The organism is Micromonospora sp. NPDC048063, assembly GCF_043202855.1.
Lineage (GTDB): Bacteria > Actinomycetota > Actinomycetes > Mycobacteriales > Micromonosporaceae > Micromonospora.
Genome location: NZ_JBIDBG010000003.1, coordinates 521,786 through 534,203, shown reverse-complemented (window position 1 = coordinate 534,203; position 12,418 = coordinate 521,786). Strand labels below are relative to the sequence as shown.

Genomic DNA, 12,418 nt, shown 5'->3' with positions numbered 1-12,418 from the left:
GCACCGATGATGGTGCGCAGTCGTGAGGAGCCAGACGTGAAGTACATGTTGCTCATGCAGTTCAGCGCCGCCGGCACGGACTTCCCCTCGATCGACACCTGGGCGCCGGAGGAGATCCGGGCGCACATCGGGTTCATGGCCGAGGTCAACGCCAAGCTGGTCGCCGACGGCGAACTGGTCGACGGCCAGGGGCTCGCGGCGCCCGACCAGGCGAAGATCGTCCGGGCGGGCTCCGACGGCGCGCCCGTGGTCACCGAGGGGCCGTTCGCCGAGACCAAGGAGTTTCTCGCCGGCTTCTGGATCGTGGACTGCGACAGCCCCGAGCGGGCCGTCGCGCTCGCCGCGCACATCTCCACCGCGCCCGGCCCCGGCGGCCGGCCGCTGAACATGCCGATCGAGGTGCGCCCGGTCATGTCGGCCCCGCCACTGGAGATGTGACGACTGGACGCCGCCGAACCATCCGCCGAGGACCTGCTGCGCGAGCTGGCGCCGCAGGTCCTCGGCGTGCTCAGCCGCCGCTTCGGCGACTTCGCCACCGCCGAGGACGCCGTGCAGGAGGCGCTGCTGGCGGCGGCGACCCAGTGGCCGGTCGAGGGGACGCCGGACAACCCCCGCGGCTGGCTGATCCAGGTCGCGTACCGCCGGATGGTCGAACTGGTCCGCGGCGAGACGGCCCGGCGGCGGCGCGAGGACCTCGTCGCCCGCCGCGAGCCGGACGACCGGCGCGCCGCGCCGCCGCCGGACGAGGAGCTGACCGCCGACCGGGACGACACGCTGACCCTGCTCTTCCTCTGCTGCCATCCGGCGCTCTCGCCGGCCTCGGCGATCGCGCTGACCCTGCGCGCGGTCGGCGGGCTCAGCACGGCCGAGATCGCCCGCGCCTTCCTCGTGCCCGAGGCCACCATGGCGCAGCGGATCAGCCGCGCCAAGCAGCGCATCCGCGGCTCCGGCCTCCCGTTCCGGATGCCCGAGCCGGCCGACCGGGAGGCCCGGCTGGCCGCGGTGCGGCACGTGCTCTACCTGATCTTCACCGAGGGGCACACCGCCAGCCTGGGCGCCGACCTGCGCCGGGTGGACCTGTCCGAGGAGGCGATCCGGCTGACCCGGGCGCTGCACGCGCTCCTGCCCGACGACAGCGAGGTGGCCGGCCTGCTCGCGCTGATGCTGCTCACCGACGCCCGCGCCGCCGCGCGGACCGGCCCGTCCGGCGAGTTGGTCTCCCTGGCCGACCAGGACCGCAGCCGGTGGGACGCGGCGGCGATCGCCGAGGGGGTCGCGCTGGTGACCCGGGCCCTGCCCCGCGGGCCGGTCGGGCCGTACCAGATCCAGGCGGCCATCGCCGCGCTGCACGACGAGGCGCCCAGCACCGGGGAGACCGACTGGCCGCAGATCCTCGCCCTCTACGAGGTGTTGGAACGCTTCTCCGGCAACCCGGTCGTCGCCCTCAACCGCGCGGTGGCAACCGCCATGGTGCACGGCCCGGCGGCGGGCCTGGCGGCCCTCGACGCGCTGGACGCCGACCCCCGGCTCGCCGGGCACCACCGGCTGCCCGCCGCCCGCGGGCACCTGCGCGAGATGGCCGGCGACCGGGAGGGCGCGGTGGCCGCGTACCGGGCTGCGGCCGCCCTGACCACGAGCCTGCCCGAGCAGCGCTACCTGACCATGCGCGCCGCCCGCCTCGCCACCGGAAGCGAGGGTTGACCAGCGCCGCCGGGGGTATCTGTGGATGATCCGTCCGGGCCCGGCCGCCGAGCCGGGCGGGGAGACGGCTCGGAAGGAGAACGCCATGGTCACCGTCGGCTACACCCTGTTGTGCGAGCAGGCCGGCCCCAAGCACCTGGTCGACTACGCGGTGCGGGCGGAGGCGGCCGGCTTCGACCAGCTCGTCATCTCCGACCACTACTACCCGTGGCTGGACTCGCAGGGCCACTCCCCGTACGCCTGGTCCGTGCTCGGCGCGGTCGCGCACGCCACCAGCCGGGCGGAGCTGATGTCCTTCGTGACCTGCCCGATCCGCCGCTACCACCCGGCGGTCGTGGCGCAGAAGGCCAGCACCGTCGGGGTGCTCTCGGACGGCCGGTTCACCCTCGGCCTCGGCGCGGGTGAGAACCTCAACGAGCACGTGGTCGGCGGCTGGCCGCACGTGCAGCAGCGGCACGAGATGTTCGAGGAGGCGCTCCAGATCATCCGGCCCCTGCTCAACGGGGAGACGCTGACCTTCTCCGGCAACCACTACGACGTGCCCGACGCGTACGTGTGGGACCGGCCGGACCGCCCGGTGCCGATGGCGATCGCCGCCTCGGGCCGGCAGTCGGCCACCCTCGCCGCCGAGTACGGCAACGGCATCGTCGCCACCGAGCCCGACCCGCACATCATCGAGATGTACGAGGACGCCGGCGGCGCCGGGCGGCCCCGCTACGGGCAGGTGGCCATCTGCTACGGCCCGGACGAGGCGGAGTGCCGCAAGATCGTGCACGACCAGTTCCGCTGGTTCGGGATGGGCTGGAAGGTCAACGCGGACCTGCCCGGGCCGGAGTCGTTCGCCGCCGCCACCCAGTTCGTCCGCGAGGAGGACGTGGCCGCGGGGATCTCCTGCGGGCCCGACGTGGACCGGCACGTCGAGGCGTTCAAGAAGTTCGTCGACGCGGGCTTCACCCACGTGGCGATCGTGCAGGTGGGCGGCGAGACGCAACCCATGTTCCTGGACTGGGCGCAGGATCAGTTGCTGCCGAGGCTGCGCGAGCTGTGAGGATCTCGCCGACCCGGCGGCCCCGGGTGACCCCGCCCGGCCGGTTCGGACCGGCCGAGCTGCGCCTCGCGCTGGCCGCGCCGCGCCCGGCCGCCGGCCTGACCAGCGAGTGGCGGCTGGTCGACGGGATCCGTACGCACACCCGCCGCACGGCCGGCCCAGGCACCGGCGCCACACCCGTCGTGCTGGTGCACGGGCTGGCGGTGTCCCACCGCTACCTGACCCCACTCGCCCTGGCGCTGGCCGACACCCACCCCGTGTACGCGCCGGACCTGCCCGGCTTCGGGCTCACCGAGCGCCCCGGCACGGCGTACGACGTGGCCCGGCACGCCAACCACCTGGCCGCCTGGCTGGCCGCGTACCGGATGCCGCCGGTCTGCCTGGTCGGGCACTCGTTCGGCGCGGAGGTCGTCGCGGCGTTGGCCGCCCGCCAGCCCGACGCGGTCCGGGCCGTGGTGCTCGCCGGGCCGACCAGCGACCCGGCCGCCCGGTCCCGGCGGGGACAGTTCGGGCGGTGGCTGGTGGACACCCTGCGGGAGGCGCCGTTACAGGCGCCGATCCTGCTCCGGGACGTCGTGGACGCCCGCCCGTGGCGCGTCCACGCGACGCTGGCGCACTCGGTACGCAACGGCGTCGAGGCGGACCTGGTCCGGATCACCGCGCCGACCCTGGTGGTCGCCGGCTCCCGGGACCCGGTGGTGCCGGCGTCCTGGCGGTCGCAGGTGGGCCGGCTGGTGCCGCACGCCCGCACGCTCACCGTCCCGGGCGCCGCGCACAACGTCGCGACCACCGCGCCGGCGCAGGTCGCCGACGCGATCCGTGCCCTGCTCGCCCCGTCCCTGACGAACAGGTGATCACATGCGCATCGGCAGCACGGAGATCCGCCCCGCCGGCGGCGGCCTCGGCTGCCTCCTGATGATCCTCTTCTCGATCGTCGCCTCGATCGTCCTGACCGTCCTGCTCAACCTGGTCCTGTGACCCGCGTTCGCCCGCCCCCTGGTCAGCGGCGCAGGCCGAGGGCGGCCAGCACCTCGCGGGTCGCCTGGCGGACCGGGTCGACGACGCTGCCGCGCAGCCAACGGGCGACCGGCGACACCGTCGCCCGCCACGCGGCGGCGACCGCCCGGCCCACCGGGCGCACGGCGTGCCGCCACAGCCAGCCCGCCGCGAGCACGAACGGCCGCAGGGTGAGCGCGTAGCACCACCACAGCAGCCGGCCGGCCGTCCGCCATGCCCACGCCGCCGCGTCGAGCAGCACCCGGCCGACGGCCAGCAGCCACCGGCCCAGCGCGGCGAGCCCGGCCGCCAGCAGGCGCCCGAGCGGGGCGAGGAGCCGGGCAAGCCAGCGCAACGGCAGCCAGACCAGGTGGTACGCCAGCCAGGCCAACGGCACCCACACCACCGTCCGGGCCAGCCAGGCCAGCCCGCGGGCGAGCCACACCAGCGGCACCCACACCACCGCCCGGACCAGCCAGGCCAGCCCGCGGGCGAGCCACACCAGCGGCACCCACACCAGCGTCCGGACCAGCCAGGCGATGCCCCGGGCGAGCCACACCAGCGGCAGCCACAGCAGGTGACGCAGCAGCCAGCCGACCGGGCGCAGCAGCCAGCGGTCCAGGAACCGGCCGACCGGCGCGAGCAGCCAGCGGTGCAGCCACCCGCAGACGGCGGCGACCAGCTCCCAGACCAGCCGCACGGGCACGACCACGACCAGCGCGATCCCCCGGGCGACGGCCACGACCAGCGGCGCGGCTCCAGAAGTAGCGGATGGTCCGGTGGCGCGCGGAGCCGGGCCCGGCGAGTCGATCACCGGCACACGGTAACCAGCCCCGGCAAGCACCCGGCGGCGGGCACGTCGAGGCGGCCGGATGGCCGACGGGTCGGCCGGGTGACCGACCGGGTCGGTCAGGCCGGGTCGAGGGCCAGGTCCGCGACGAGCGGGTAGTGGTCGGAGGCGTACTCGGTGTCGCCGCCCCGGACCACCCGACAGTCCCGCACCCGGGCGGCCAGCGTCGGGGTGCCGAACAGGTAGTCCAGCCGCATGCCGGAGAACTCCGGGCCGCCGCCGTGCCGGGTCGGCGCGGTCAGCCCGGCGTCGGGCGTGCCGGCCGCCGCGTACAGGTCGGCCAGGCCGGCGGCGAGCAGTCGGGCCACCGCCCGGGTGTCCACCGTCCGCCCGTCCCGACGCAGGTGACGGCGGCGGTACGCGGCGGGGAGCCGGGCGATCCGGTCGGTGTGGTCGGCGACGGGGTCGAGGGTGTTCAGGTCCCCGGCCAGCAGCCCCAGCTCCCCCGGCGCGCGGCGCAGCGCGGCGGCGGCCCAGCCCGCCTCGACCCGCCGCCGCAGGCCCGAGTACGGGTCGAGGTGGACGCTCAGCACGGTCAGCGGGCCGGCGTCGGTCGCCACGGTGACCCGCTGCGCGGCGTGGTGGAACGGCCGGTGCACCTGGGCGGCGGCGAGGGCGCGCAGCGGCGGCCGGAGCAGCACCGCCACCGGCTGGCCGAAGCAGGAACGGGCGAGGTGGGGCCGCATCCCCAACCGGCCCGCGAAGTCGCCGAGCACGTCGCCCGAGTCGAAGTCCCGCAGTTCCTGCAGGGCCAGCACGTCCGGCCGCTGCGCGGCGACGACCCGCGCCAGCCGGTCCCGCCGGTCGGCGCCGCCCCGGTCCCGGCCGCCGGTCCGGATGTTCCAGGTCATCACCCGCAGCATCGGTGCCGTCAGTCCACCCGGGCGGCCTTGGCCAGCTCGTCGTCGAGGGTGTGCACGTCCTCGGACTCGATGCTGGGCCGGTTGCCCTCGCGCAGGTCCTCGTTGGGGCGGACGACCCAGTAGAGCAGCCCGATCCATCCGGTGGTGAGGATGATCGCGCCCATGACGTCGGTGGGGTGGTGCATCCCCCGGTACATCCGGGAGATCGCCACGGCGGCCGGCATCGCCACCGCCAGCGCCACGAAGATCCACCGCCACCACCGGTCCGTACGCGGGACGACGATGATCGCGACGGCGACCCAGACGCAGAGCGTGGCGGCGATGTGGCCGGACGGGAACGACGAGGTCGGCATCGGGCCGTCGAGGTTGCCCACCGGCGGGCGCGGCCGGTCGACCGCGGCGGCGGAGGCGAGGAAGAGGCTCAGCTCGCCGAACATGGTCAGGGCGACGAACAGCACCGGCCGCCAGCGCCGCCACACGGCCAGCACGAGCGGGCAGAAGACCAGCGAGATGAGCAGGATGGCGTGCGTGTCGCCGGCCTTGCTCCACCACCAGCTCAGGTCGTCCCGGTCGGGGGTGCGGTGCTCCGCGAACCACCTCGGCACGTCGGTGTCGAGAGTGGCGAAGAGGGTGCCGCCGGCGTGGTAGCTGACGAACATGCCGAAGCCGTAGAGCGCGCCGAGGACCAGCACCCAGCCGACGACCAGCTCGAACACGGCCGCCCGGGGGTGCGGCAGCAGGTGCGCCTCGTCGGGGGCGGGGGCCACCTCGTGCGCGGCCTCCGGCTCCAGCCCCTCGGTCAGCGCCGGGACCGGCCGGCCCCGCTCCAACCGCCACAGCCGGAAGGCGTACGCGGTGACGCCGAGCCAGGCGGCGCCGAGCAGCCAGGCCCCGAGCACGTCGGAGACGAAGTGCACGCCCAGCGCGATCCGGGTCAGCCCGATCAGGAACACGACGGCGGCGACCAGGACGATCGCGGGCCTGCGCCAGCGGCGCGACATGGCCGGCAGGAAGACCAGCAGCAGCGCCCCGTACGCGACCATCGAGCCGAGCGCGTGCCCGCTGGGGAAGCTGTCCCCGGCGTAGCTGCCGATCGGCACCTCCACCTCGGGGCGCAGCCGGTCGACCAGCGTCTTGAGCGCCGGGTCGAGGATCAGCGCGCCGAGACCGGTGACGATCAGGAACACCGCGAGCCGGCCCTGCCGGCGGATCAGCAGGCCGACCACGGCGACCGACACCAGCCAGACGATGACCGCCCGACCGCCGAGGTCGGTGAGCGCGTTGAGCACGGTCACCAGCGGCCCGTGCGGGGCGACCAGGTCGTTGAGCCAGGCGGCCACGCCGTGGTCGACGTCGTACAGCGGGGTCCACCGGGTCCGGACCAGGACGAGGAGCACCCCGAAGCCGACCCCGGCGCCGAGCACGACCGCCAGGCCGGCGAGCGTCCGCTCGGTGAAGTGACCCAGGGGTCGACGCAACGCCTCTTTGACCGCGGCCACGGCAGCCTCCCTCTCGCTCCTGGCGTGCCGCAATACCCGATCGGCGCTGCGCGTACACCGGGGGTGTCCGGAACGGACTACAGGGAGGTCATGTCGCCGGTGTCGTGGAGCTGGTCGCGTTCGGCCTCGGGCTCCCAGAGGTCCGGCTGGGCGGGCTCGCGCACCCCGATCCGCAGCGCCTCCAGCTGGGCGGCGAAGGAGAGCCCGCCGAAGAGCGCCATGCCGGTCAGGTTCGCCCACAGCAGCAGCGCCATCATGCCGGTCAGCGCGCCGTAGGTCTGGCCGAACCCGTCGCTGAACCGCACGTACGCGGCGAGCAGCAGGCTGGCCACCCACCACAGCGCGGTGGCGATCCCGGCGCCGAAGAAGAGCCAGGACAGGCCAGGCTGGTTGCGGCGAGGCGCGTGCCGGAAGAGCACCGCGACGGCCAGCACGGTCAGCCCGAGACTGAGCGGCCAGCGCACCACGTCCCAGACGCCGTTCGCGAGTTCGCCCCAGGCGTAGTGCCGCTGCACCGAGTCACCCATCGGGCCGCCGCCGACGAGGATCAGGAACCCGGTCAGCGCCGGTACGCCGGCGGTGAGGGCGAGGACGGCGGCGCGGACGTACTTCCACAGCGCCGGGCGGTCCCGTTCCACGCCGTAGATCCGGTTGGCCCCGCGCTCGATCTGCGCCATCGTGCTGGTCAGGGCGACCAGACCGGTGATCAGGCCGAGGCTGAGCGCCAGCTCGCCGGCGCGTTCGGTGCGGTCGCCCTCGCCGAGCAGCTCGGCCACCACCGGCTCGCTCGCCCCGGGGGTGAGTGCGAGCACCGTGTCGGCGACGACCTGGCCGCCCTCCTCCACGCCGAGTTCGCTGATCAGGCCGGTCAGCGCGATCATGAACGGCACCACGGCGAGGCACAGTTGCAGCGCGAACGCGCGGGAGTGGCTGAAGCCGTCGCCGTAGCGGAACCGGATGAAGGCGTCCCGCAGCAGGTGCCAGCCGCCCTGCCGGCGCAGCGTGTGCCAGGCGTCGTCGGCGTTGAGCTCCTCGTCGGGCATCAGCCGGGTCTCCGGCACGATCCTGGTGCTACTCACGGTGCGCCTCGTCGATGAGCTGCTCGCCCCGTTCTCCGGCCGCCTGCGCGTCCTCGGCCAGGTCGGGGGCCTGCTCGGGCTGCGGCACGCAGAGCCAGAGCGCCCGCCGCCGGATCTCGGCCTTCAGGGTGCGGCCCGGCTCGATGAGGTCGCCGTCGAGCTCCCGGGGCTGGGCCCGGTTGCTGGTGATCTCCACGCGCCGGCCCCGGAAGACCTCCATCCGGGGCACGCGGTCCTGCCGGCGTACGACGGCCCAGCCGAGCGCCAGCCAGTGCCGCAGCGTACGCGGGGTGAGCACGGCGACGTCGAGGTAGCCGTCGTCGGGCTCGGCGTCGGTGAGCAGGCGCACCCCGCCCTGGAGGCGCCCGACGTTGGCGATCAGCACGGAGCGGGCCCGCCGGCGGATCGGCTGTTGGTCATCGATGCGGATGGACACCTTCATCGGTCGGTCGCGCAGGTGCTTGGCGGCCCCCACCACGTACGCCGGCCAGCCGATCCGCTTCTTGGTGGTCTCCGAGGTGGCGGCGAGCATCTGGGCGTCGAAGCCCATGCCGGCCATCACGGTGAAGTAGTGGTCCTCGACCGCGCCGACGTCGAGCAGCCGGCGACCGCGCTCGATGGCGACCTCCAGCCCGGCGGCCAGGTCCCCGGAGAGGCCCAGGTTGGCCGCGAGCAGGTTGCCGGTGCCGTGCGGGAGCACGGCGAGCGCGACGTCGGTGCCGACCAGGCCGCTGACGCAGGACATCACGGTGCCGTCGCCGCCGCAGGCGAAGACCACGTCCACGCCGGCCTCGACCGCCTTCTCGGTCTGGCCGCGGCCCGGGTCCTCGACCGTGGTCTCGAACCAGAGCGGCTCGGGCCAGCCGGCGGCGGCGAGGGCGTCGTGGACCGTCCGGTGCAGCTCGTCGAGGTCGGCCACCTTCACGGGGTTGACCACCACGGCGGAGCGCAGGCCGCCGTGGTGGGCCGCGCGCCTGTCCTGTCGAGGATCCACGGCGCCAGTGTGCAGCAGATCCGGTGTGGCAGCGAGCCGGCGACGCGGTGACGTTACGCGCAGCGAGAACAGGTTTACGATCCCGCCCCGGGTCGCCGGCTCCGGGGGCTCAGGCCGCCGCCCGCAGCGCGGTCTCCACCCGCCGGCGCAGGTCGTCCAGGTCGGCCCCGGCCTCGGTGAGCACCAGCGCACCCAGCCCCCGCCCCTCGCGGAGCACCCCGAGCAGGATGTGCTCGGTGCCGATGTGGCGGTGGCGCAGCCGCAGCGCCTCCCGCAGCGACAGCTCCAACACCTTCTTGGCGCGGGAGGAGAAAGGCCCGCCCGCGTACCGTCGGCGGCCCCAGCGGCGGCGCGGCGCCGGCACCGCCTCGCGCAGCGCGCCCGGGCCGAACGAATCCTCGATCCGGGCCACGATCGCGGCCAGGTCGATGCCGATCTCCCGCAGGGCGGCGGCGTCGGCGTCGGCGAGGCCGGTGCCGCCCCGCTCGGTGTGCCGGCGGACGCGGGCCCGCAGGTCGTCGGCGCGGACGCCGGCCTCGGCGAGCACCCGCGCGGCGAGGCTGTCCCCGTCGGCGAGGAGGGCGAGCAGCAGGTGCTCGGTGCCGACCGGCCGTTGGCCCTCGGCCCGGGCGACTCGCACGACGGTGCGGGCCCGGTCGGTGAACCGTTCGAACATCACGCCTCCCAGGAGGATCCGACCGCCGGTCGCCCGGCGTGCTTCTTGTGGACCGCCTGCCGGCTGACCTCGAGCTCGTCGGCGATCTCCTGCCAGGACCAGCCCTGTCGACGGGCGTTGTCCACCTGGACCACCTCGAGCCGTTCGAGCAGCCGGCGCAGCGCGCGGACGGCGCGCAGCCCGACCCGGGGGTCGGTGCTGCCGGCTGCCGCGGCGAGTTCCGTTGCCTGACTCATGTCGTCAACTTACGTTGACATTCGCCATCCTGTCAACCCATGTTGACACCCGAGTTCGGCTCACCCGGTGCTACCGTCCGCCGGTGTCCAGCCTTCGCCCGCCGGCCCGCCAAGGCTCCCGTGCCCGATGCCGAGGTCCCCGTGTCCGATGAGGTTCCCGCGCCCGCCGAGCCGCGCCACCATCCGCTCGGCGAGATCACGGTGGAGACCGTCGGCGGCAGCGTCGTCGGCAACCGCTATCCGGCCAACTTCGACGTGCTGCACGTCGACCCGGCCCTGCCGTTCGCGGCGGTGGCCGACGGGATGGGCGCCGGCGAGGGCAGCCGCCGGGCCGGCACCACGGCGATGGGCACCCTGGTCGCACAGGTCCGGGCCGCCTGGCCCGACGTCGGCCCCCGGCAGTTGCGCGCCGCCGTGGCCGGCGTCCAGTCGGCCGTACGCGCCGCCGGCGCAGGCCTGGCGGAGCTGACCGGCTGCACCCTGACCGCCCTGCTCGTCGAGCCCGACGGCGGCCAGGGCTGGCTCCTCCAGCTCGGCGACTCCCGCGCGTACCGGCTGCGCGACGGCCTGCTCGAGCTGATGACCGTCGACCACACGGCGGCCTGGCTGGGCGTGCTGCACGGCTGGTACCCGGCCGACTCCCCCGCCGCCGCCCGCGCCCGCTACCAGCTGACCCGCTACGCCGGGCACCCGGGCGAGCCGGAGGCGGACCTGCTCGCCGTGTCGCTGCGCCCCGGCGACGTGTGGCTGCTCTGCACCGACGGGGTCAGCGACCAGGTCGACTACCACCTGACCCGGAAGCTGCTGGCGGCGCCACGACCGGAGGAGGCGGTCCGGGACCTGCTGGGCGCCACCCTGGAGGCCGGCGGCGACGACAACGCCACCGCCGTGATCGTCCGGGTCCACGCCGCCACGCCCCACTGAGACGGTCGGAGGCGAGGACGCCGCTGGCCGGTACCCCGCACGGGGTACCGGCCAGCGGCATCACGCAACTGTCAGTTGTTCCAGTGCTCGGCAACCAGGTCGGCGGCCTGCTGCTCCCACTGGGCGTAGTGGTCCGGGTACGCCGACACCTGCACGGTCTGCGCGGCCTCGGTCAGGGGCATGTCCTGCCACCCGTCGACCTGCTTCAGGCCCTTCAGGAACGCCGTGGTCGAGTACTCGGGGTCGGTGATCTGCTCCACCGTGCCCCAACCGCTCGACGGGCGCTGCTGGAACAGGCCCTGCGAGTCGTGGTCGTTGCGGTCACCCAGATGACCCAGGTTCTCCAGCTTCGACTCCTGCAACGCCGTCGCGATCGACACCACCGCGGCCCGCTCGTCCATGCCGGCCTTCTTCGTCGCCGCGATGATCGCCTTGGCGTTGGCGACCTGCTCGTCGGTCAGGTCGATGCGCGACTGCGCGCCCTGCACGCCATGCGGGATCAGCTTCGTCTTGTCCACGGCCGGCTTGTCAGCCTGCACCGCCACCGCCACGGGCTTACCCGACTCGACCGTCGGGGCGGCGTGAGCAGCAGCCGGACCGGCGAACACACCACCGGCGAAGGCCAGACCAGCAACACCAAGAACGCTCTTACGCAGGATCGTGTTCATCAGGATGCTCCATTCGGGGGTTGGCACCACACGCCGAAGGGGGGGGGGTTCAGCGAGGGTGCAAGCACCGTCCGGCGCTCAAAGAACTCAAGGGGATCCGGCGCGTCACGCGCCGGGAAGAATCAGACCGGCCATCTGGAGACCGGGAGCGGCCCGCGTCGCGGGGCGGGGGTCGCCCCTTCATCGGCCGGGACCATGTGTAACGACCGGCGGCCCACCAACATTCCGGGGCCCGGGGCCGGGGGCCTGCACGCCAGCCCGCCCGGGGCGGCGGGGTGGTCTTGCTCGGTCGTGCGCAGGGTGTAACGACCCCGGCCCGGCCACGATTCCGCCCGGAGGATGCCCCCGGTCACACCCCGAACCGGACCCACGGGACGATGCCACCCGGCCCCTGTCGAGCTGCCCTCACAGATGGGGCACAACGTGCCCCGGCAGGATGCCGCCCCCGGTCCCTGTCGAGCTGCCCTTACAGATGGGGCACAACGTGCCCCGGCAGGCAATCGAGCCTGCTGTGACGGGGTGGTCCCACAGACGGGGCAGCTCGACAGCACGCCCCCGACCACCCGCCTTTCGGGGCGAACGGTCCCACAGACGGGGCAGCTCGACAGCGCCCACCGCACCCACCCACCGGCCCGGTCAAGAGCGGGCCGACGGGCCGTGACCTCGCGGTCGACACCTCGCCAACGCATCGCCCGTCGCCTCCCGACGGGCGTCCCGACGGGCCTCCCCGACGGCCATTGCCGGATGACGGACAGCCAGGCACGGACGGCGCGCGACCACCGACGGGGTGTGGCCCCCCCGGGCCCGCGCCCCGCGCCCCCCCCCCCCCCCCGCGCCCGGCCCCCCCGGCCCCCCCCCCCCCCCCCCCCCCCCCCCCCCCCCCG

General features: G+C 74.8%; 13 protein-coding genes. 5 read left to right on the top strand and 8 right to left on the bottom strand.

All coding sequences use genetic code 11. The features are described from left to right. The first annotated feature begins 45 nt into the window (after nucleotides 1-45). The 4 genes from ACGFZ2_RS10785 to ACGFZ2_RS10770 all read left to right on the top strand — a co-directional run bounded on the left by ACGFZ2_RS10785 (nucleotide 46) and on the right by ACGFZ2_RS10770 (nucleotide 3,603). Nucleotides 46-438, top strand: coding sequence for a YciI family protein (locus ACGFZ2_RS10785; protein ID WP_357704416.1), 393 nt, complete (start codon nucleotides 46-48; stop codon nucleotides 436-438). Between the two features lie 66 nt (nucleotides 439-504). Further along, on the top strand, nucleotides 505-1,701 hold the full coding sequence (locus ACGFZ2_RS10780; RefSeq protein WP_393452203.1) for an RNA polymerase sigma factor: 1,197 nt from the start codon (nucleotides 505-507) through the stop codon (nucleotides 1,699-1,701). Nucleotides 1,702-1,786: 85 nt separating this feature from the next. Further along, nucleotides 1,787-2,749, top strand: coding sequence for a TIGR03557 family F420-dependent LLM class oxidoreductase (locus ACGFZ2_RS10775; protein WP_393452575.1), 963 nt, complete (start codon nucleotides 1,787-1,789; stop codon nucleotides 2,747-2,749). Next, nucleotides 2,746-3,603: an alpha/beta fold hydrolase gene (locus ACGFZ2_RS10770; protein ID WP_393452200.1), complete on the top strand. Its 858-nt coding sequence runs from the start codon at nucleotides 2,746-2,748 to the stop codon at nucleotides 3,601-3,603. Before ACGFZ2_RS10775 ends, ACGFZ2_RS10770 begins: the two co-directional genes overlap by 4 nt. A gap of 146 nt (nucleotides 3,604-3,749) precedes the next feature. Here ACGFZ2_RS10770 and ACGFZ2_RS10765 read toward each other — a convergent pair whose 3' ends face one another. From ACGFZ2_RS10765 to ACGFZ2_RS10735, 7 genes are all read right to left on the bottom strand, one after another. After that, entirely contained in the window at nucleotides 3,750-4,559 is an 810-nt protein-coding gene (locus tag ACGFZ2_RS10765) for a hypothetical protein (RefSeq protein ID WP_393452197.1), read from the bottom strand. Between the two features lie 95 nt (nucleotides 4,560-4,654). Further along, a complete protein-coding gene (locus ACGFZ2_RS10760) occupies nucleotides 4,655-5,458 on the bottom strand; it encodes an endonuclease/exonuclease/phosphatase family protein (RefSeq protein ID WP_393452194.1) in 804 nt (267 codons plus the stop codon). An 8-nt stretch (nucleotides 5,459-5,466) separates the two neighbouring features. Then, nucleotides 5,467-6,957, bottom strand: coding sequence for a phosphatase PAP2 family protein (locus ACGFZ2_RS10755; RefSeq protein WP_393452192.1), 1,491 nt, complete (start codon nucleotides 6,955-6,957; stop codon nucleotides 5,467-5,469). A 77-nt stretch (nucleotides 6,958-7,034) separates the two neighbouring features. Next, a complete protein-coding gene (locus ACGFZ2_RS10750) occupies nucleotides 7,035-8,036 on the bottom strand; it encodes a YihY/virulence factor BrkB family protein (protein WP_393265131.1) in 1,002 nt (333 codons plus the stop codon). After that, nucleotides 8,029-9,030: a diacylglycerol/lipid kinase family protein gene (locus tag ACGFZ2_RS10745; protein WP_393452189.1), complete on the bottom strand. Its 1,002-nt coding sequence runs from the start codon at nucleotides 9,028-9,030 to the stop codon at nucleotides 8,029-8,031. The genes ACGFZ2_RS10750 and ACGFZ2_RS10745 overlap by 8 nt, the downstream gene beginning before the upstream one ends. A 109-nt stretch (nucleotides 9,031-9,139) precedes the next feature. Then, nucleotides 9,140-9,706 carry a Clp protease N-terminal domain-containing protein gene (locus ACGFZ2_RS10740; RefSeq protein ID WP_393452186.1) on the bottom strand — a complete coding sequence of 189 codons (567 nt, stop codon included), beginning with the start codon at nucleotides 9,704-9,706 and terminating at the stop codon, nucleotides 9,140-9,142. After that, nucleotides 9,706-9,942 (bottom strand): HTH domain-containing protein, encoded by a 237-nt coding sequence (locus tag ACGFZ2_RS10735; RefSeq protein ID WP_089001290.1) that lies wholly within the window; start codon nucleotides 9,940-9,942, stop codon nucleotides 9,706-9,708. The genes ACGFZ2_RS10740 and ACGFZ2_RS10735 overlap by 1 nt, the downstream gene beginning before the upstream one ends. A gap of 141 nt (nucleotides 9,943-10,083) precedes the next feature. Here ACGFZ2_RS10735 and ACGFZ2_RS10730 point away from each other — a divergent pair, with 141 nt between their 5' ends. Further along, a complete protein-coding gene (locus ACGFZ2_RS10730; RefSeq protein ID WP_393452183.1) occupies nucleotides 10,084-10,866 on the top strand; it encodes a PP2C family protein-serine/threonine phosphatase in 783 nt (260 codons plus the stop codon). A 71-nt stretch (nucleotides 10,867-10,937) separates the two neighbouring features. On the opposite strand, the gene ACGFZ2_RS10725 is transcribed toward ACGFZ2_RS10730, so the two are convergent. Continuing rightward, a complete protein-coding gene (locus ACGFZ2_RS10725; RefSeq protein WP_393452181.1) occupies nucleotides 10,938-11,534 on the bottom strand; it encodes a hypothetical protein in 597 nt (198 codons plus the stop codon). Nucleotides 11,535-12,418 lie beyond the last annotated feature (884 nt).

Excerpts from the sequence above, each read along its gene's own strand:
- ACGFZ2_RS10775 (WP_393452575.1), top strand. The coding sequence starts at position 1,787 with ATGGTCACCGTCGGCTACACCCTGTTGTGCGAGCAGGCCGGCCCCAAG.
- ACGFZ2_RS10740 (WP_393452186.1), bottom strand. The coding sequence starts at position 9,706 with ATGTTCGAACGGTTCACCGACCGGGCCCGCACCGTCGTGCGAGTCGCC.
- ACGFZ2_RS10725 (WP_393452181.1), bottom strand. The coding sequence starts at position 11,534 with ATGAACACGATCCTGCGTAAGAGCGTTCTTGGTGTTGCTGGTCTGGCC.
- ACGFZ2_RS10785 (WP_357704416.1), top strand. The coding sequence starts at position 46 with ATGTTGCTCATGCAGTTCAGCGCCGCCGGCACGGACTTCCCCTCGATC.
- ACGFZ2_RS10760 (WP_393452194.1), bottom strand. The coding sequence starts at position 5,458 with ATGCTGCGGGTGATGACCTGGAACATCCGGACCGGCGGCCGGGACCGG.
- ACGFZ2_RS10735 (WP_089001290.1), bottom strand. The coding sequence starts at position 9,942 with ATGAGTCAGGCAACGGAACTCGCCGCGGCAGCCGGCAGCACCGACCCC.